The following is a 17,503-nucleotide window of genomic DNA, read 5'->3' on the forward strand; positions in this document are numbered from 1 at the left end:
CGCCGACCAGGCCGACCGCGAGGCCGGTGAGCAGCGTGACCGGGATGGTCAGCACATATGCGGCCGCCATCCGCGCGGGCGGCACGCCGATGGAGCTGCCCATGCGCATGTTGGCCAGCAGCGACCAGACCCGGCCGGGCACCAGCTTGGCGAGGATGCCCACGAAGTAGATGCGTGCACCGGCCCACAGTCCAATCCGGACATCGAGCCCCTGCACGAGAGCCCGCCACGCCACCATCGCCACGAACAAACCCAAGCAGTTGACCACGAACGAGGCCGACACGAGCGCCAGATCGGCCGGCCCGGACAGCGCCGCGACGGCCGACCACTGCTGGTCCTTGAGAGCGAAGACCACGGCGACACAGAGCGCCGCGACCGCGACGATGAGGAGTATCCGCCGCATCATCGCAGTGCCCATCGAGTCAGGCCGACGAGAGCGCCCCCGAGGTTGGCCGCGTTGACAAGGAAATGCAGCAGTCCGGTGTAGACGGTGAAGCCGAAGCCCTTGCGCTGCAGCGCGAAGCGCAGCAGCGAGCGGTAGGTCAGAATGAACCCCGCGATGCCGCACAGCGCGAGTAAGGCCATCGGCGGCCAAGCCCAGATCGTGAGTGTCGAGGCGACGGTGAGGGCGCAGCAGATGACACCGATCGGATGCAGGGCTCCAGTCCGGCTGCCGGACGCGGTGCGCGCTCGCTTGACCACATCGGCGTAGCCGACGGCCCGCTTGAACTGTTCGGCGAGCAAGGCCGGCAGGCGATCCACGTCGTCGTGCCGTCCTATCACGACGTTAGACATGCGCACGAGGCATCCGGCCGGAAGCCGTGTGCCGAACTCGACGTCCTCGCCGTTGCGCAGCCGCTCGTCGAACCCGCCCACCGCCTCGAAGACCGACCTGCGGATCGCGGTCAGCGCGAACAGCGTGAAGCCGACGACACCCGCGCGGTCGGTGCGCCACCGGTACTCGGAAAGCACCTTGTATTCCTCAACCGGCCCGTCGTTGACGAGCGGCTCGGCGTCATACGTGCCGTGCACCACCGCGCATCGCTGGTCTGCCCGCAGAATCGCGACAGCGTTGGCGATGGCTGCGGGCTCCAGGGCGATATCGGCGTCCACGAAGAACAGCACCTCACCCCGGCTCGCCGCCGCGCCCGCGTTGCGTGCCGCCGAAACGCCCCGGTTGGCGGGCTGGCGAATGAGCGTGCACCCATGGCGCGAAGCGATGTCTGCGCACGCGTCGGTCGAGGCGTCGTCGACCACGATGATCTCCGACACGGCCAACGTCTGCGCGCGAATCGCGCAGAGGCACGCATCGAGGGTCTTCGCGGCATTGTGGCACGGAACGATGACCGAAACTCTCATACGCCCGACCGTAGGACCCCGTGCTGCAGTCGTGTGTGGACGATGCCTGGACTACGCAGCGTAGTCCAGGCTCAGTCAACCGGCGAGTTCAGACCGCGCGCCTAGCGTCTTGCGGCATGACCGTCTCCGTCTCCGTCGTGATCGCCTGCTACAACGCGCGGCGCACGCTCGACCTGTGCTTGCAGGCGGTGAAGCGCCAGAGTCACCCGCTGCACGAGGTGATAGTGGTCGATGACGCCAGCACCGATGATTCCGTCGCGATCGCTCTCGCCGGCGGTTGCACGGTCGTGCGGCAACCCGTCAACCGGGGCGTTTCGGCGGCACGCAACCGGGGCTGGCGCGAGAGCACCGGCGAGGTCGTGTTTTTCGTCGACTCCGACGTGGCTCTCGCGCCCGACGCGGTCGCCAACGCGGTCGCGATCCTGGACGCCGACCCGCAGGCCGCCGTCGTGCACGGCACGTATGACACCGAGCCGCTCATCGACGACGGGCCGCTCGAACGGTACCGGCTCCTGCACGCCGCGTTCTGGCGCAAGCGTCTCGCCGGTCCGGTGAGGACGGTCGTGTTCGCGCTCGCCGCCGTGCGCCGCACCCTGCTGGACGAGATCGGTGGGCTCGACGAGCGGCTGCGAGACTGCGAGGACGTCGAATTCAGCGGGCGCATCCCGCTGCGGCATCGCATCGTGCTCAGCGACCGTGTCGTGGGCCGGCACGACGACGGGTTCGCGCTCGGCCAGCTCGTGCGCGAGCAGTGGCGTCGCGCCGTCCCGCTCGTCGGCCTTGCCCGGCGCGCTTTGCATCGCATGGAGCGCTCGCAACACCCGGTCGCCGTCGTGAGCAGCGGACTGGGCGTCGCCGCGCTGCCCCTGCTCGCGCTCGGCTGGCCATGGGCGGTCCTGCCGGTCGTCCTGATCGGACTGTTCGTGGCGTGCGAGCCCGCCCTGCCACGCTTCGTGCTCCGCGAACGCGGGCTGCGCTTCGCCTGCTTCTTCATGGCCGTGCATCTGCTCATGAACGCGGTCCTCGTGGCCGGCCTGACCGCCGGTCTGGTACTCGAAGGAAGGAAACGATGATGTTGTTGTTGCCCAAATCCGCGATCATGCCGACCAGCCCGATCGACCACCCGGAGTGGAACTACCATCCGGTCCTGAGCCGCGTACAGCGGTGGCGCTTCCGCATGGTGCAGGACCTGTTGGGGCGCAGGCGCCATAGCCGCCTGCTGGAGGTCGGCTACGGCAGCGGCGTGTTCATGCCCGAGCTGGCCCTGCGCTGCGACGAACTGCACGGGCTCGACACCCATCCGCACGCTTCCTCGGTGTGCGCTCGCCTGGCGGCCAACGGTGTGCACGCCGAGCTGGCCGTGGGCAGCGTGGAGGACATGCCGTACGCCGACAACTCGTTCGACGCGATCGTGGCGATCAGCATGCTGGAGTACGTGCCGGGCATCGACCAGGCCTGCCAGGAGCTCGGCCGCGTGCTCAAGCCCGGCGGTGCCCTGATCGTCGTCACGCCCGGCGCGACCCCGCTGTGGAACCTCGCGTTGAGCCTCGCCACCCGCGAAGGACCTTCGCAGTACGGCAATCGGCGCGCCACGCTGCAGCCCGCCCTGCGCAGGCACTTCGAGTTCGTGCGCCAGACCCGGATCCCACGCTTCGGCCCCGCCGCGATTCGCCTCTACACCGGGCTGCGCCTGACTCCCCGGAAGGGGCGATGATGATGCGCCTGCTGCCCGCGTCTGCCCTGCTGCAGACGAGCGAAATCGACCACCCGGACTGGAACTACCGCCCGGTGCTGCGCGTCGTGCAGCGGCTGCGCTTCCGGATGGTGCTCAAAATGCTGGGTGGCAAGGAGCTCGGCCGCCTGCTGGAGGTCGGCTACGGCAGCGGCATCTTCATGCCGGAGCTCGCCTGGCGCTGCCAGCACCTCGACGGCGTGGACGTGCACCCGCACGCGGTCGAGGTCCGCCAGCGGCTGGCCTTCCACGGCGTCGCGGCTCAGCTGGCGACGGCGGGCGTGGAAAACCTGCCCTACGACGACGGCACGTTCGACTGCGTCGTCGCCGTCAGCACGCTGGAGTGCGTGCAAGACATCGACACCGGGTGCCGTGAGATCGCCCGCGTGCTCAAGCCGGGCGGGTTCCTCGTGGTCGTCACGCCAGGCTCGGGCCGCCTGTGGGACGCGGCGCTGCGCATGAGCACCGGCGAGAACGCAGGTCTCTACGGCGACGGCCGGCAGCGCCTGCAACCCACGCTGCGCCGCCACTTCCGGGTTACGCGGCGCAAGCGGGTCCTTTTTGGACTTTACACCGCGTACCGGCTGGAGCCGCGATGAGAGGGCGGTGGTGCCTCGGCACGCGGCTGGTGGTTTCGGCGTCGCTGGCGTGGGCGGGCTTCGTGCTCGCCCACATGCTGCTGGCCGGGCGGTGGTGGCCGTGGCTGATTGTCGAAGCGCTGCCACCCGTCGCGTTCGTGGTCGTGCCGCTGTTGCTGCTTGCGGTCACACCGCTGGCCCGCCCGGTGCGCCGGCCCATCTCGGTGCTGCTTGCCGCCGCGCTCCTGGCGGGCCTGGCATTGTCGGGATTGGACCGTCGGGTGGTGCAGAGCCCCGCCGAAAGCGCGATCAAAATCTTCTCCTGGAACACCGACGTGTGGACCCTGCACAAGGACCGCGAGCGGTTCTTCGCCTACCTGCGCGAGCAGCAGGCCGACATCTATGTGCTGCAGGAGTATCTGCACTGGGGCGAAGACGGGCCCGTGCGTGTCGATGACGTGGCCGAATTGGGGCGCTCCTTCCCCGGCTATCACATCGTCGTTGAAGGGGAGATGCTCACCATGTCGCGCCTGCCCATCGTCGCACACCATTCGCGCCCCACTTCGGACTGGTATTGGCAGGGCAACAAGGCCGTGCGCGTCGACGTCCAATTCGGAGAGTCGGTGCTGTCCATCTACAACGTGCACCTGTTCGTGCCGTTCCGGCGTGAGCTCAGCCCGCTCGGCGGCGCCTTCTACGACTTCGCCCGCACGCAGTATGAGTTGCGGCGCACCGAAATCGACCGGCTGCACGCCGATCTCGCCGAAAACCCCCATCCCGCAATAGTCCTGGGCGATTTCAACTCACCGTGGTTCGGCTCGCTCATGGACCTCGGGCCGCGCATGCGCCGCCTCGACGCGCCAGCCCTGCTGCCGGCCACCTGGCCGGTGCGCAACTACCCGTTCCCCCGGCTGTGGCGGCTCGACTGGGCCTTCACCACGGCGGACGTGCGGGTTTCCGGCTATGCGTTCCGGCCCAACCCCGGGCTCGGCGACCACCTCGCCCACGAGCTTAAGATCTCCGATTAGGACGGTACGGAAAATGCTGCTACACGAACGATTCGACGTGACGGTGGCGCTGGACTACTACGCGCCCTACGTGAGCGGGCTGACCGAGACCGCCCGGCTCATCGCCGAAGGCCTCGCCGAGCGCGGCTGGCGGATCGCGGTCGCATGCGCCCGCCACGACCGGTCGCTGCCGGCGCGCGAGGAAGTCAACGGCGTGCACGTGTTCCGCGCGCCGGTGCTCGCCTCGGTGCGCAAGGGTGTGCTCAGCCCGGCCTTGCCCCGCTTGGCCACCCGCCTGGCCGCCCGGTCGTCGCTGCTCCACCTGCACGTGCCCATGCCCGAGGCGGCACTGGTCGCCGCGTTCGCCCCGCCCGTGCCGCTGGTGACCACGCACCACATCGACGCGTTCCTGCCACGCGGCCGGATCAACTCGTTCGGCATGCGCCTGGCCGACGCGTCCGCGGGTGTCGCCATTAGGCGGTCCACTTTGGTCGTCGTCAACAGCCACGACCAGGCGCGGGGCTCGCGCCTTTGGCCCGTGTTGGCGCGCAAGGAGGTCGTGCCGATCCCGGCCCCCTGCGCCGACCGCCGTGGCGGAAACCCCAGCCTGCGCGACGGTGCCGGCCCGCATGTCGGCTTCCTGGGCCGGATCGCCGACGAGAAGGGGATCGAGTACCTGATAAAGGCCTTCCGGTCGCTGGCCGACCCCGGCGCGCGGCTGCTGATCGGCGGCGACTACGAAAACGTGGCCGGGGGAAGCAACATCGGGCTGTTGCGTGCCCTCGCCGAGGGCGATGACCGCATCCGCTTCCTCGGCCTGCTGCGCGGCCGGCAGATCCGCGACTTCTACGCCTCGATCGACGTGTTCGCGCTCCCGTCGATCGCGGAGTCGTTCGGCATCGTGCAGGCCGAGGCCATGATGTGCGGCGTGCCCAGCGTGACCACGGACCTGCCGGGCGGGCGCTATCCCGTGCTGGCAACGGGTTTCGGCCGCATCGTGCCGCCGCGCGACCCGGCGGCTCTGGTCGACGCGATCCGCTCGCTGGCCGGACTGTCCGGACAGTCGCGTGTGGACGGTCAGGGCAAAGCACTGGGCCTGTTCGGAGTCGAAGCGTGCGTCGACGCCTACGAACGCGCACTACTCGGGGTGCTCGAAAACCGCGGCCAGGCGGTCCCGCTCGGCGCGCTTCATCGACCGCTGTAGGGCCACCCGATGGGGCACGAGCTTTTCCCTCGGCCCGCTAGGCGTGAAGGTATAGCGGTCCACACCCAAACCGCGCAGCACGGCCCGCTCCACCAACGAGAACTCGCTCGGGTCGGGCCGGTCGAAGCGCATCGGCTCGATCAGGTGCACGGGCGGGTTGGTGATGAAGCGCGGCACACGCAGCACGTTTTGCGCCTTGGCATGCAGGATGAACGGGTGCAGCAGATACACGTCTCCGACCTCGCCGATGGCCTCCATGAAGTCGCTGCACTGCTTGACCAGCTCGTGCCACGGGAAGGACGCCGGCTCCGGGCGCACACCTTCGGGGTGTTCGGCGAGGAACCGGGCGACCGGCCCGACCGAGTCGGCGGCCACGAACGTCGCGCCGCCCTGGTGTCGCACGTCCGACCACAGCACGAGCGTGAGCAGGCCCTGCTCGGGGGAGTCGAGGAAGTGCCGGAAGAAGTCGCCGTCCTTGTGCCAGTCCGGCGACGCGGGCGAGGCGGGCTGCCACGGCCGGTCGGCGCCCTGCCACAGGTTGACGATGAACGCGTCGTTCCACAGGTACGGGTGGATCCGCTGTGCCCCGCCGACCAGATCGCACACCGCACCCCACGCCTTCGGCGCGAACTGGCGGATGTCGATCTCGCGATGGCTGGGCATGTGGACCGACGGCTCGGACCACGTGGCCGGGTCGTCGGGCACGTAACCGAGGCGCGTCCAAATGGTCGAGGTGTATTCCTCGGCCGCCGCCCGCGTGAAGCAACCGCGGATCACGACATAGCCGCGCTCGACGAACTGTTCGGCCTGTTGCGGGGTGAGTACCTGGTAGTCCATGCGCGCCTCCTCCTCACCACAGGAGACCACGGCCGCCGCCGTCGCGCCAAGGAACGGGGTGCCGGCGGCCGGGGCCCGTGAGGCTCCGCCCGCCGGCCCCGGATCAGGGGGCTTCGTAGAAGTTGCGTTCCCAGCGGTGGCGGCGCAGCGCGGTGCGCAACTCGTCGCTGAGCCGCACGCCGTCGCTGACCGCCGCGTTGCGTTCGACGTTGCGCACCGTGCGCATGCCCGGGATGACCGTCGAGACCTCCGGCGCGTCGAGCACATAGCGCAGGGCCACCTCGGGCAGCCGTTCGCGCTCCACGCCGGTGTCGGCGAGCAGGGCGTCGACCCGCTGCTCCACCTGCGACAGGCGATCGCCGCCGAAATAGCCGTTGCGCCAGTCGCCCTCCGGGAAGGTGGTCTGCGCGGTCAGCGTGCCGGTGAGGCCGCCCTCGTCGAGCGGGACCCGCACGATGACCCCGGCGCCGTGTTCGGCGCACGCGGGCAGGAGCTCCTCCTCCGGCGTGAGGTGGAAGGCGTTGTAGATCAGCTGCACGGTGTCGACGTCTCCGCTGCGCACCAGCTTCAGTACACTGTCCGGTTTATAGTCGTGAATGGACACGCCGAAGAAGCGGATCTTGCCTTCTTGTTTGAGCGCGGCGATGGTCTCCAGCCAGTTGCCCTGCCCGATCCACTCGTCCAGCCACACGTGGAACTGCACCACGTCGAAGGCGTCAAGCCCGGACACGGCGAGCGAGGTTTCGAGGCTCTCGCGGATGTGCTTGCCCGGGAACGTCACATCGGCGGGCACGCCCGGGGCGGCGGGCCAGGTCAGGTTGGCGGGCGGCACCTTTGTCGCCACGTAGATCGAGTCGCGCGGATACTCGCGGACGACCTGGCCCACGATCCGTTCGCTCTCGCCGTATCCCCGCGCGGTGTCGATGAAGTTCACCCCCAGCTCGATCGCGCGGTGCAGCGCCTGGACGGACTCGTCCTCCTGCGCGCCGATCCAGTACTGACCTCCGATGCCCCAGGCCCCGTAGCCGATCTCCGAGACAGACAGGCCGGTGCGGCCCAGTGGGCGGTATTGCATGGGCGTTTTCCTTTCTACAGGGGTTCGATCAGCCCGGCCGCCGTGGCCTTGCGGATCGCGTCGACCCGTGAGACGGCATCCAGCTTGGCGTAGACGTTGGTCAGGTGCCGCTTCACGGTGGCCTGGGTGACGTGCAGGCGGGAGGCAATCTGCGCGTTGCTCAGCGCCGAGCCGACGTGCCGCAGGATCTCCCGCTCGCGTGCGGTCAGGACGGTTTGGACGGCCGGAGCCGGGGCGCCGCCGCTGAAGCGCCGCAACGTGTGGCGCGACACCGACAGCAGGACGGTATCGGGATCCCGGCACACCGAGCGCAGCGCGGCCACCAGCCCATCCGACAGTACGGCCTTGGTCAGGAACGCGGACGCCCCCGCCTCGAACAGCTCCCGCATCACCGCCGCGTCGTCGTGCATGGTGAGCACGACGATCGGCAGGTGGGGCGAGCCCTCCCGGACACGGCCGATGACCGCGGCCGCGCCCGGGCCGGGCATCTGCACGTCAAGCACGAGCACATCGGGCGCGCACCCGGCCACCAGCTCCACCGTCTCGCCGCCGCTGGCCGCCTCGCCCACGACCTCGAACCCGTCGTGCGACAGGACCAGCTCGCGCAGCGCGGAGCGAAACAGCGTGTGGTCGTCGGCGATTGCGACCCGGATGGTGGTCATGGCCGGTCACCGCGCAGCGGCACGCAGATCGCGACCCGCGTGCCCTTGCCCACGTCGCTGGTGACTTCGAGCCGCCCGCGCAGCAGCGCGGCTCGCTCGGACATCGAGGGCAGCCCACCCCCGCCTTCGTAGGAGGAGAAGGGGCTGATGGCCGACGGGTCGAACCCGCGGCCGTCATCGGCCACGCTGGCGATGACCTCGCTGCCCGTGATCTCCACGGCCACGGCCACCTCATCGGGAGCGGCGTGGCGCAGCGCGTTGCGGATGGCCTCCCGCAGGATGAGGTAGAGCTCCTCGCTGATGTCGGGGGAGAGTTTGTGCACATCGCCGGCCACCTCCAGCCGCCGCGCGACGCCGGCCGGTACCGCACGGTCCAAATAGGACGACAGGGCCTCATCCAGACCCTGCTCGCCCACTGAGCGGCGCAATTCGGCCGACAGCTGCTGGATCGTGCGCAGCGCCTCCGACAGTGCCGTGACCGCGGCGGAAAGCATGGCCGTGTCGCGCCGCCGCCGGTACAGGTCGATCTGTTGCATGGCCAGGCCGAGCCCGTGCGCCACCTGGTCGTGCAGCTCGCGGGCGAGGCGGCGGCGCTCCTCCCGGCGCGACGTCTGCACGCGCGACAGCACGTGTCCGTCGTAGGTCAGGACCGCGAGCATCATCTGCTCCATGATGGCATCGTGCAGTGCGACGCTCACCCGCTCGACGCTTGCCAGATCGCCTACCTCCGCTTCCTCCGCTTTCTCCGCGATGAGAACGGGCAGTGCCGCTTGAAACATGGCCGTGGCCATGTGCAGCAACCCGATCGGGCTCTGCGAGGTCGCCGTGGTCCATGCGTCGAGCCGGGCGAACACCGAGTTGACGAGCGCGGTGATATGCCCGTGCGTCTCGCGTCGGCCGGTTGAACGCAGGCGCCGGTGAAAGGCCGAAAGGATTTCCTCGGCCAGCGTGTGTCGGTGGTCCGGCACAGGCCCCCTCCCGTGATAGTTGGGCACGCCAACTGTTGCGGGACGGGCTCGTGCGCCGCCAAACCGAGGCTCAAGCCGATCGCTAGTCATATTGACGCGGCCCACCGCCGGGCAGTAAGTTAGCCAACTAACAAAGAGCCTGAGTTAGGTGGCTGACTGGAAATGCCGACGAGGACCATGGACAAGCGCGATCGCCTGATCCACGCTGCGGTGCGGGTGGTGCACGAGCAGGGCTTCGGCCGCACCACACTGGCCGACATCGCCGCGACGGCCGACGTTCCGCTGGGCAACGTCTACTACTACTTCAAGACCAAAGACGCTCTCGGCGCGGCGCTGGTCGCCGAGCACGCGGCGCATCAGGAAGCACTGCAGGCGCGGTGGGACGAAGACCCCGATCCACGGGCGCGGCTCAAGGCGTTCGTGCGGATGACGGACGGCAACCGGGAGTCCTTGGCCAACTTCGGCTGTCCGATCGGGACCCTGTGCGCCGAGCTGGCCAAGGCCGGCGGCCCCGTCGCCGACCAGGCATCCGCCATCTTCACCGGCCTGCTGGCCTGGCTGGAGGTCCAGTTCCAGGCGCTGGGCTGCGGCGCGGACTCGCGCGGACTGGCCATCCACCTGCTGTCGGCGTTGCAGGGCGTTTCCCTGCTGGCGCACAGCCTCAACGACCCGGCCTATGTCACCCGCGAAGCCGAGCGGCTCGTGGCCTGGCTCGAAACCCTTGGCGCAGGAGAGGAAAGCCGTGACCGATAAGACACGTGTGCTGGTCACCGGGGCCACCGGGTTTCTCGGCGGCCACACCCTGACCGCTCTGGCCACCCGCGACGATGTCGAGGTGATCGCCGCGTGCCGGACCCCGATGCGGCTGCCCGCCGACTTCCGTGGCGAGATCAGGGCGGGCGATCTGACCGACGCCGGATACCGCGCGGCGCTCGTCACCGGAGTCGATGTCGTCTGCCACACCGGCACCTGGGGCGCGTTCTGGGGACACCGGCGGCAGGAGCGGGAGCTGTTCTTCGAGCCCAACCGCGACCTCATCGACCGCAGCGTCCACACCGGAGTGAAGCGGTTCATCCAGGCCAGCACCATCGCCATCGCCGGGCGGCGAAGCGGTTCGCCGATCGACGACTTCGCGCCCACCCGGCGCACCGGATTCTGGCCGCACCTCGACTATCTGATCGACCTCGACCAGCACATGCGGGCTTCGGCCGGCTCCGGCACGCAGATGATCACCATGCGGCTGGGCCACTTCGTCGGTGCCGGCGCAAGGCTGGGCATGGTGCCGGCGCTGGTGCCACGGCTTCGCACCCGTCTGGTGCCGTGGCTCGCCGGTGGCCGCGCCCGGCTGCCCCTGGTTTCAGGGCCCGACCTCGGGCAGGCCTTCGCGCTCGCCGCCACCGCGACCGAGCTGGCCGACTACGAATCGTTCAACATCGGCGGGCCGGAGTTGCCGACCGCCCGCGAGGTGATCGCCTTCGTCGCCGACGCCACCGGCACCGCTCGGCCCGCGCTCAGCGTTTCCTATGGCATGGGTTATGCCTTCGGTGCGCTCATGGAACTCTTGCATCCCATGCTCCCGGGCTCATCGCCGTTCCTCACCCGCTCGCTGGTGCATGTGTCCGAGGATTGGGCCTGCTCCAACGACTACGCCGCGAGCAAGCTCGGCTACACCGCCCGCGTCGACTGGCGGACCGCGGTCAGCCAGTCCCTGTCCGAACTCAAGGCCATGGGATATCCCTGGCCCCGCCTCGCCCAACCCGCCTGACCCGCTGGAGACCCCCCGTGGCCAGAATCCACAATGGACAGTCCGTCGAACCCCTGCGACTCGAATCGGTTTCCGGTGCGCCGCTGGCCATCCCGGACCCCGACCGGCTGATACACCTGCAATTCCGGCGCTACGCCGGCTGTCCCATCTGCAACCTGCACATGCGCTCCATCACCCGCCGCATCGACGAGATCAATGCCGCGGGAATCCAGGAAGTAGGCGTCTTCGGCTCCTCCGCCGCCGAACTTCGCCGCCACCAAGGCGACATCCCGTTCCCCGTCGTCGCCGACCCGTCCGGCAAGCTCTACACCCGCTTTGGCGTGGGAAAGTCATGGCGTTCCCTGCTGCATCCCGGCGCTTGGCGGGCGGCGCTGCTCGGCGGCCTGACGGGGAAGGGCGGGTTGCCAAGACGCGGCGAGCGGCTGCTGCTCGGCCTGCCCGCCGACTTCCTCATCGAACCATCCGGGCACGTGGTCGCCCACCACTACGGTGAGCACGCCGACGACCAGTGGAGTGTCGACGAACTGCTGGCCGTGAGCCGATCGCGAGCTATTCGTAGGTGACGATGACCTCGTCGGTCACGGGGAGGGCCTGGCACGCGAGGATGTAGCCCTCGGCGAAGTCCTCCTCCTCCAGCACCTCGTTGTTGACCATTTCCACCTCGCCGGCGGTCTTGCGCACGGCGCACGTGCCGCAGTTGCCCTGGCGGCACGAGGAGGGGGCGATGAACCCGTGGTCGAGCAGCACGTCGAGCAGGCGGGTGTTGGCGGGCCACGGCAGCCGTACCGTCTGGCCGCCGATCGTCACCTGGACCACCGACTCCCGCTCGGAGGCCGTGCGCTCGAACGGGTTGTCGTCCATGGACACGAACCGCTCGGTGTGCACGCCGGTGCCCACGGCCTGCTCGGCCAGATCCATGAACGCCTCCGGCCCGCAGACGAACGTTTCATGGTCCCGGTAGGGCTCGATCAGGTCGCGCAGCCGGTCGACGGAGAGCATCCCGGAGTCGGAGTCCAGCCAGTGCACGACCGTGAGCCGATCGCACGCCAGCGACGCCAGTTCGTCTCCGAAGATGACCGACGACGCGTCCCGGTTGGCGTAGACGAGCGCCACCCGCCCGCTTCCCGCGTGCAGCGCCGACTTCAGGATCGACATGACCGGCGTGATCCCGCTCCCGCCCGCGATCAGCAGCAGGTCGCGGTCCAGCGAGGACGGCACGAACACCCCGCCCGGCGGCAGGCACTCCAAAGTGGACCCCGGCGTGACATGGTCGCAGATCCAGTTCGACCCGCGCCCGGCCCGCTTGACGGTGATGCGCGGTGGCTCGCCGGTCAGCGGGGAGCTGGAGAACGAGTACGACCGCGCGACGTCGCCCGCCCGCACGGTCATGAACTGCCCCGGCTGGTAGGCCCACCCGTCGGGCAGTTCGAGCACGAGTGAGTGGGCGTCCGCCGTCTCACGGACAACCTCCACCACGCGCACGTGTTCAGTCATGCATGACCTCGATGAGCCCGTTGCGCACGGCCTTTTCGATGCTGTCGCGCAGGTTCACACACGTTGGCACCAAAGCACTTTGCCGCCCGTGGAAGAACGGGCACGCCTCGACCGCCGCCGCAGTCCACTGCACGTTGGTGTGGTGCGCGCTGTGCTTGCGCACGAGCACCTGCACCTCGCACTTGCCGCATTCGACCGGCTGCATGGCGCCGTAGAGGTGGTCAACTCGCTCCATCGGCGTTCCTCGCCAGGTTCGCCTCGACCTCGGCCTCCCAGATCTGCAGCGAGCGTGTGGTGTCCACCTCGTACTCGAACCGGGCGGTCATCTCCTCCTTGACGTCCTCGACGTCCACATAGAACTGCTCGTACCACCGGCGCAGCTGGTAGACCGGCCCGTCCTCGGGGGTCAGCAGCGGGTTGTCGATGCGGCTCTTGCTCTCCCACATGGCGACGTCCTGCATGAACCCGACGCCGATGGCCTTGGCGAACTTGTTGGCCGCCTTGTTGGCCTGTTCTATGGTCAGGCCCGGCAGCCGTTTAATGATCATGCCCCACTGCAGCACGAACGAGGTCGCCGTGACCGGGTAGTGGCAGTTGATGAGCACGCTTTCGACCTCGAACCCGCGGAAGTCGTTCCACAGATAATCGATCATGTATGACGGCCCGTAGTAGGCCGCCTCCGAGCGCAGCACCGAGCCGGGGATGTGGTTGGACCCGGTGTTGACGTCCGGCCGGCCGCTGCTCTCCATGTATTGCGCCGCGATATGACCTTCGAAGACATTTTTGAAGTACCGCGGAAGCGCGTGGTGGATGTAGAAGAAGTGCGGCATGTCGACCACGTTGTCGATCACTTCACGGCAGTTGGCACCCTCGATCAGGAGGGAGTCCCAGCTCCAGTCGCTCCACTCGTCCGAGAACGCGCCCTCGATGCGGGGGATCGTCACCTGCTCCGGTGGCGGGTTGCCCTGCGGGTCGTGCCACACGAACAGCATCCTGTTCTGCTCCATGGTGAGCCACGACCGGGTGCGGGCCCGCGGTGGAACACGTTGTGCATACGGCACGCCAACGCATCGACCGTCACCGCCCCAGCGCCAGTCGTGAAACGGGCACGCCACCGCGTCGCCCTTGATGGTGCCCATGCTCAGGTCGCCGCCCATGTGCCGGCAGTAGGCGTCGAGCACGTGCAGCGCGCCGGACGAGTCGGCGAACACGACGAGCTTGCCGCCGAACGCGTTGACGGCGTGCGGCTTGCCGTCCCTGAACCGATCGGCGAGCCCCAGGCAGTGCCAGCCACGTGCGAACCGGGCGGGCGCCGAGCCCGTGTCGATGGTCCGAACCTCGTCCATACAAGTCCTCCACAACGGTCGTGCATGCGCTACACTGACGCGCAGTTACATACTAGAACACGTTCTAGTTTTCTGGGAGTTGCGGATGAATGAAAAAGCCGACCCGGCTGCGGTGGTGGACGCGGTGACCGATTTGCTCCCTGTGTTGCGTGAGCGGGCGCAGGAGACGGAGGACCGGCGCGTCCTGCCGGGCGAAACCATGAAGGCCCTGACGGAGACCGGCTTTTTCCGCCTGCTTCAGCCGAAGTCTTTCGGGGGGTACGAGGCCGACCCGATGACGTTTTTCACCTGCGTGCGGCTGATCGCGAGCGCGTGCGGGTCGACCGGATGGGTGTCGTCGGTGATCGGGGTGCACCCGTGGCAGCTCGCGCTGTTCGCGCCGCAGGCGCAGCAGGATGTGTGGGGCGAGGACGTCAACACGCGCATGTCCTCCTCATACGCGCCGACGGGCAAGGCCGAGCCGGTGGACGGTGGCTTCAAGCTCAGCGGGCGGTGGAGCTTCTCGTCCGGGTGCGACCACGCGACATGGGTGCTGCTCGGGGGGTTCGTGTTCGGGCCGGACGGGAAACCGGCGGACTTCCGGACGTTCCTGTTGCCCGCGCCCGACTACGAGATCGTTGACGTGTGGGACACGGTCGGACTGCGCGGGACGGGCAGCAACGACATCGTGGTCAAGGGCGCGTTCGTGCCTGATTACCGGAGCCTGAGCATCCAGGACACGGCCAAGTGCAGGTGCCCTGGGCACGAGGTGAACACCGCCCCGCTGTACAGGCTGCCGTGGGGGTCGGTGTTCCCCTATGCGATCACCGTGCCGGTGGTCGGCATGGCGACGGGGGCATACGAGGCGCACGTGGCCTACCAGAAGGAGCGCGTGCGGGCCGCGTATGCGGGGCAGAAGGCGTCCGAGGACCCCTTCTCGCAGGTGCGCGTCGCCGAAGCGGCGTGGGATTTGGACGCGGCGTGGTTGCAGCTGGAGCGCAACATGCGCGAGCTGATGGACCACGTGGTGTCCGGGACGCCCATCCCGATGCCGGTGCGGCTGCGTTGCAGGCGCGATCAGGTGAAGGCGACCGGTCGGGCGATCAACGCGGTGGACCGGTTGTTTGAGAACTCGGGCGGGCGTGTGCTCGCCTCCGGTACCCCCATCCAAAGATTTTGGAGGGACGCGCACGCCGGAAGGGTACACGCGATCAACGACCCGGAGCGGGCTTTGTCGATGTATGGCAAGGCGGAGTTCGGCGGCGACATTACGGATGCGTGGGTGTGATGTTGCATTTTTCTGAGGAGGGTACCGGTCAGGCCGTCGTGTTTCTGCACGGCGGCGGCCCAGGGGCGTCGGGCTGGAGCAACTTCGGCGGCAACGTACCGGTGTTCGCTACCACATTCCGGGTGCTGGTGGTGGATCAGCCCGGGTTCGGCAAGTCACCGGTGTCCGAAAGGGACGGTCACTACTTCACGGTCGCCGCTGCGGAGTTGGCGTCGCTTCTGGACGAGCTCGGGATCGAAAAAACACATGTGGTCGGCAACTCGCTGGGCGGCGGGACAGCAGTGCGGTTCGCGCTGGATTTTCCCGCGAGAGTGGACAAGTTGGTGTTGATGGGCCCGGGTGGCCTGTCGCTCAACGTGTTTTCGCCCGACCCCACCGAGGGCGTCAAGCGGCTGTTCGAGTTCGCCGCCCCGCCCGGACCCTCTCCCGACAAGTTAGAGGCGTTTCTGCGGACCCTGGTCTTCGACCAGAGGCTCATCACCACTGAATTGGTGAACGAGCGCTACGAGGCGGCGAGCAGTCCATCAGCACTTGCGGCAATGGCACGCATGGGACGGTCCTTTATGGACCCGTCGGTGGCCGAGCAGGGGTTGCTGTGGCGCGAGGCGCACCGGCTCAAGCACGAGGTGCTGCTCATCTGGGGGCGCGAGGATCGCGTCAACCCCGTCGACGGCGCGCTGCTCGCGATGAAGGTCATCAAGCGGGCGCGGCTGCACGTGTTCGGCGGCTGCGGCCACTGGGCACAGCTGGAAAAGCGCGACGAATTCAACCGGTTGGCAATGGACTTTCTTCTGGGTGGTGCACAGTGATTCGATCCCTTGGCTATCTGCGCATCGAGGCCACGTCGCTCGACGCTTGGCGGGCGTTCGGCGTCGACGTGCTCGGCATGACGCTGGGCAGGGCGCCCTCCGACGATGTCGTGTACCTGCGCATGGACGACTTCCCGGCGCGGCTCATCATCACGCAGGGCACACAGGACCGGCTGCTCGCCTCGGGGTGGGAGGTGGCCTCCTCAGAGGAGCTGGACGCCGTTGCCCAGGTTGTCGACGCCAAACCGCTCGACCTGCCGGGGGTTCAAGGCGCCATCGGGTTCGACGACCCGTGCGGCAACAAGCTTGAGGTGTTCTGGGGCGCGGCCCTGGACCACCGCCCGGCCGCCAGCCGGTTCGGCACCACGTTCGTCACCGGCGACATGGGGATGGGACATGTGGTGCTGCCCGCACTGGACACCCAGGCGGCGCTCGACTTCTACACCCAGGTGCTCGGGTTCAGGCTGCGCGACTCGATGCGGATGGACCCGCGCATGTTCGGCGGCCCCGCCGACGCGCCCCCGGTGTGGATGCGTTTCCTCGGATGCAACCCGCGGCACCACTCGCTCGCGCTCGCGCCCATGCCGACCCCGTCCGGGATCGTCCACCTGATGATTGAGGTGTCGAGTTTGGACGATGTCGGGCGCGCCATGGACCGGTGCGTGAAGAAGGGATTCAAACCCAGTTCCACGCTCGGGCGGCACGCCAACGATCACATGGTTTCGTTCTATGTGGGGACCCCGGGCGGATTCGACATCGAGTACGGTACGGATGGCATGCTCGTCGATGATTCGACCTGGATCAGCCGCGAGACCACCGCGATCAGCCTTTGGGGGCACACCTTTGGGCGTCCAGGCGCACACTGATTCCGTGCTGTTCCGGCAGGTGCTCGGCCACTTCTGCACGGGAGTGACCGTGATAACCACGGTCGGGCCGGCAGGCTTTGCCTGCCAAGCTTTTTCGGCCCTGTCGCTCGACCCGCCCCTGGTCACCTTCTGCCCGGGGCGGGCCTCGCGCAGCTGGCGGGCCATCGAGCGGGAGGGTCATTTCGCCGTCAACGTGCTGGCAGAGTCGCAGCAAGACGTGTCGCGCACGTTCGGCACCGCCGGCGTCGACAAGTTCGCCGGCATCGGCTGGTCCCCGGCCGCCTCCGGAGCGCCCGTCCTCGACGGTGTGCTCACCTGGCTCACCGCCGACGTCGTCGCCGCCCACGACGGCGGCGACCACCTCATCGTCGTCGGCCGGGTCACCGAGCTCGGCCCCTATCGCGACGGTCGCCCGCTACTGTTCCACCGCGGCCGCTACACGAGCACGGCTTTTGTGGAAGGCCCGCCCGAGGCCGTCGACACCCTGCTCGCCTGGCCCCGCCACGACGACTGGATCTGACCGGATCACCGGCT

The 17,503-nt window shown here is 68.5% G+C and carries 20 protein-coding genes and 1 pseudogene; 12 read left to right on the top strand and 9 right to left on the bottom strand.

The genetic code is table 11. The annotated features are described in order from the left end of the window. Together DM816_RS20810 and DM816_RS20815 are read right to left on the bottom strand one after the other, a co-directional pair. Positions 1 to 418, bottom strand: a pseudogene (locus tag DM816_RS20810) (lysylphosphatidylglycerol synthase domain-containing protein); the annotation flags it as partial. Next, a complete protein-coding gene (locus DM816_RS20815) occupies positions 403 to 1,359 on the bottom strand; it encodes a glycosyltransferase family 2 protein (RefSeq protein ID WP_117212005.1) in 957 nt (318 codons plus the stop codon). The pseudogene DM816_RS20810 and the gene DM816_RS20815, both read right to left, overlap by 16 nt. Before the next feature lie 116 nt (positions 1,360 to 1,475). On the opposite strand from DM816_RS20815, the gene DM816_RS20820 reads away from it, so the two are divergent. Genes DM816_RS20820 through DM816_RS20840 form a run of 5 tightly spaced genes read left to right on the top strand, consistent with a single transcriptional unit; the run spans position 1,476 to position 5,880 of the window. Further along, the gene (locus DM816_RS20820; RefSeq protein WP_211588782.1) at positions 1,476 to 2,432 is read left to right on the top strand and encodes a glycosyltransferase family 2 protein; all 957 of its coding nucleotides are present in this window, start codon (positions 1,476 to 1,478) and stop codon (positions 2,430 to 2,432) included. Continuing rightward, positions 2,429 to 3,073, top strand: coding sequence for a class I SAM-dependent methyltransferase (locus DM816_RS20825; protein ID WP_117212006.1), 645 nt, complete (start codon positions 2,429 to 2,431; stop codon positions 3,071 to 3,073). The genes DM816_RS20820 and DM816_RS20825 overlap by 4 nt, the downstream gene beginning before the upstream one ends. Continuing rightward, the gene (locus DM816_RS20830) at positions 3,070 to 3,690 is read left to right on the top strand and encodes a class I SAM-dependent methyltransferase (RefSeq protein WP_117212007.1); all 621 of its coding nucleotides are present in this window, start codon (positions 3,070 to 3,072) and stop codon (positions 3,688 to 3,690) included. The genes DM816_RS20825 and DM816_RS20830 overlap by 4 nt, the downstream gene beginning before the upstream one ends. After that, positions 3,687 to 4,697: an endonuclease/exonuclease/phosphatase family protein gene (locus DM816_RS20835; protein ID WP_117212008.1), complete on the top strand. Its 1,011-nt coding sequence runs from the start codon at positions 3,687 to 3,689 to the stop codon at positions 4,695 to 4,697. The genes DM816_RS20830 and DM816_RS20835 overlap by 4 nt, the downstream gene beginning before the upstream one ends. 13 nt (positions 4,698 to 4,710) lie before the next feature. Then, on the top strand, positions 4,711 to 5,880 hold the full coding sequence (locus DM816_RS20840; RefSeq protein WP_117212009.1) for a glycosyltransferase family 4 protein: 1,170 nt from the start codon (positions 4,711 to 4,713) through the stop codon (positions 5,878 to 5,880). Here the strand turns inward: DM816_RS20840 and DM816_RS20845 are convergent. From DM816_RS20845 to DM816_RS20860, 4 genes are all read right to left on the bottom strand, one after another. Then, positions 5,815 to 6,717 carry a phytanoyl-CoA dioxygenase family protein gene (locus tag DM816_RS20845; protein WP_117212010.1) on the bottom strand — a complete coding sequence of 301 codons (903 nt, stop codon included), beginning with the start codon at positions 6,715 to 6,717 and terminating at the stop codon, positions 5,815 to 5,817. The genes DM816_RS20840 and DM816_RS20845 overlap by 66 nt on opposite strands. A gap of 103 nt (positions 6,718 to 6,820) precedes the next feature. Next, on the bottom strand, positions 6,821 to 7,792 hold the full coding sequence (locus tag DM816_RS20850) for an aldo/keto reductase (RefSeq protein ID WP_117212011.1): 972 nt from the start codon (positions 7,790 to 7,792) through the stop codon (positions 6,821 to 6,823). Between the two features lie 14 nt (positions 7,793 to 7,806). After that, positions 7,807 to 8,454 (bottom strand): response regulator transcription factor, encoded by a 648-nt coding sequence (locus tag DM816_RS20855; protein WP_117212012.1) that lies wholly within the window; start codon positions 8,452 to 8,454, stop codon positions 7,807 to 7,809. Then, entirely contained in the window at positions 8,451 to 9,422 is a 972-nt protein-coding gene (locus DM816_RS20860) for a sensor histidine kinase (RefSeq protein ID WP_162907666.1), read from the bottom strand. The genes DM816_RS20855 and DM816_RS20860 overlap by 4 nt, the downstream gene beginning before the upstream one ends. A gap of 162 nt (positions 9,423 to 9,584) precedes the next feature. On the opposite strand from DM816_RS20860, the gene DM816_RS20865 reads away from it, so the two are divergent. Genes DM816_RS20865 through DM816_RS20875 form a run of 3 tightly spaced genes read left to right on the top strand, consistent with a single transcriptional unit; the run spans position 9,585 to position 11,750 of the window. Continuing rightward, positions 9,585 to 10,175 (top strand): TetR/AcrR family transcriptional regulator, encoded by a 591-nt coding sequence (locus DM816_RS20865; protein WP_117212031.1) that lies wholly within the window; start codon positions 9,585 to 9,587, stop codon positions 10,173 to 10,175. After that, on the top strand, positions 10,165 to 11,187 hold the full coding sequence (locus tag DM816_RS20870; protein WP_162907667.1) for an NAD-dependent epimerase/dehydratase family protein: 1,023 nt from the start codon (positions 10,165 to 10,167) through the stop codon (positions 11,185 to 11,187). The genes DM816_RS20865 and DM816_RS20870 overlap by 11 nt, the downstream gene beginning before the upstream one ends. Before the next feature lie 17 nt (positions 11,188 to 11,204). Then, entirely contained in the window at positions 11,205 to 11,750 is a 546-nt protein-coding gene (locus DM816_RS20875; RefSeq protein WP_246002083.1) for a peroxiredoxin-like family protein, read from the top strand. Here the strand turns inward: DM816_RS20875 and DM816_RS20880 are convergent. From DM816_RS20880 to DM816_RS20890, 3 genes are read right to left on the bottom strand one after another with little or no spacing between them, the layout of a single operon-like run. Continuing rightward, entirely contained in the window at positions 11,737 to 12,681 is a 945-nt protein-coding gene (locus tag DM816_RS20880; RefSeq protein WP_117212015.1) for a ferredoxin--NADP reductase, read from the bottom strand. The genes DM816_RS20875 and DM816_RS20880 overlap by 14 nt on opposite strands. Continuing rightward, on the bottom strand, positions 12,674 to 12,916 hold the full coding sequence (locus tag DM816_RS20885; protein ID WP_211588783.1) for a hypothetical protein: 243 nt from the start codon (positions 12,914 to 12,916) through the stop codon (positions 12,674 to 12,676). Before DM816_RS20885 ends, DM816_RS20880 begins: the two co-directional genes overlap by 8 nt. Beyond that, a complete protein-coding gene (locus DM816_RS20890; RefSeq protein ID WP_117212016.1) occupies positions 12,903 to 14,027 on the bottom strand; it encodes a 3-ketosteroid-9-alpha-monooxygenase, oxygenase component in 1,125 nt (374 codons plus the stop codon). Before DM816_RS20890 ends, DM816_RS20885 begins: the two co-directional genes overlap by 14 nt. Positions 14,028 to 14,112: 85 nt before the next feature. On the opposite strand from DM816_RS20890, the gene hsaA reads away from it, so the two are divergent. The 4 genes from hsaA to hsaB are packed head-to-tail and all read left to right on the top strand — an operon-like array spanning position 14,113 to position 17,489. After that, positions 14,113 to 15,294, top strand: a complete 1,182-nt coding sequence (gene hsaA, locus DM816_RS20895) for a 3-hydroxy-9,10-secoandrosta-1,3,5(10)-triene-9,17-dione monooxygenase oxygenase subunit (protein WP_117212017.1) — start codon at positions 14,113 to 14,115, stop codon at positions 15,292 to 15,294. Beyond that, complete coding sequence (hsaD, locus tag DM816_RS20900; RefSeq protein WP_117212034.1) at positions 15,294 to 16,103, top strand: 4,5:9,10-diseco-3-hydroxy-5,9,17-trioxoandrosta-1(10),2-diene-4-oate hydrolase; 810 nt, start codon at positions 15,294 to 15,296, stop codon at positions 16,101 to 16,103. Before hsaA ends, hsaD begins: the two co-directional genes overlap by 1 nt. Beyond that, a complete protein-coding gene (locus tag DM816_RS20905) occupies positions 16,100 to 16,969 on the top strand; it encodes a VOC family protein (RefSeq protein WP_246002084.1) in 870 nt (289 codons plus the stop codon). The genes hsaD and DM816_RS20905 overlap by 4 nt, the downstream gene beginning before the upstream one ends. Next, the gene (gene hsaB, locus DM816_RS20910) at positions 16,947 to 17,489 is read left to right on the top strand and encodes a 3-hydroxy-9,10-secoandrosta-1,3,5(10)-triene-9,17-dione monooxygenase reductase subunit (RefSeq protein WP_246002085.1); all 543 of its coding nucleotides are present in this window, start codon (positions 16,947 to 16,949) and stop codon (positions 17,487 to 17,489) included. The genes DM816_RS20905 and hsaB overlap by 23 nt, the downstream gene beginning before the upstream one ends. Positions 17,490 to 17,503 lie beyond the last annotated feature (14 nt).

Source organism: Allorhizocola rhizosphaerae (assembly GCF_003426775.1).
Lineage (GTDB): Bacteria > Actinomycetota > Actinomycetes > Mycobacteriales > Micromonosporaceae > Allorhizocola > Allorhizocola rhizosphaerae.

Coding starts and splice junctions, on each gene's coding strand:
- hsaA (WP_117212017.1), top strand. CDS start 14,113: ATGAATGAAAAAGCCGACCCGGCTGCGGTGGTGGACGCGGTGACCGAT.
- DM816_RS20880 (WP_117212015.1), bottom strand. CDS start 12,681: ATGACTGAACACGTGCGCGTGGTGGAGGTTGTCCGTGAGACGGCGGAC.
- DM816_RS20830 (WP_117212007.1), top strand. CDS start 3,070: ATGATGATGCGCCTGCTGCCCGCGTCTGCCCTGCTGCAGACGAGCGAA.
- DM816_RS20825 (WP_117212006.1), top strand. CDS start 2,429: ATGATGTTGTTGTTGCCCAAATCCGCGATCATGCCGACCAGCCCGATC.
- DM816_RS20850 (WP_117212011.1), bottom strand. CDS start 7,792: ATGCAATACCGCCCACTGGGCCGCACCGGCCTGTCTGTCTCGGAGATC.
- DM816_RS20820 (WP_211588782.1), top strand. CDS start 1,476: ATGACCGTCTCCGTCTCCGTCGTGATCGCCTGCTACAACGCGCGGCGC.
- DM816_RS20885 (WP_211588783.1), bottom strand. CDS start 12,916: ATGGAGCGAGTTGACCACCTCTACGGCGCCATGCAGCCGGTCGAATGC.
- DM816_RS20865 (WP_117212031.1), top strand. CDS start 9,585: ATGCCGACGAGGACCATGGACAAGCGCGATCGCCTGATCCACGCTGCG.
- DM816_RS20845 (WP_117212010.1), bottom strand. CDS start 6,717: ATGGACTACCAGGTACTCACCCCGCAACAGGCCGAACAGTTCGTCGAG.
- DM816_RS20855 (WP_117212012.1), bottom strand. CDS start 8,454: ATGACCACCATCCGGGTCGCAATCGCCGACGACCACACGCTGTTTCGC.
- DM816_RS20840 (WP_117212009.1), top strand. CDS start 4,711: ATGCTGCTACACGAACGATTCGACGTGACGGTGGCGCTGGACTACTAC.
- DM816_RS20835 (WP_117212008.1), top strand. CDS start 3,687: ATGAGAGGGCGGTGGTGCCTCGGCACGCGGCTGGTGGTTTCGGCGTCG.
- DM816_RS20815 (WP_117212005.1), bottom strand. CDS start 1,359: ATGAGAGTTTCGGTCATCGTTCCGTGCCACAATGCCGCGAAGACCCTC.
- hsaD (WP_117212034.1), top strand. CDS start 15,294: ATGTTGCATTTTTCTGAGGAGGGTACCGGTCAGGCCGTCGTGTTTCTG.
- DM816_RS20890 (WP_117212016.1), bottom strand. CDS start 14,027: ATGGACGAGGTTCGGACCATCGACACGGGCTCGGCGCCCGCCCGGTTC.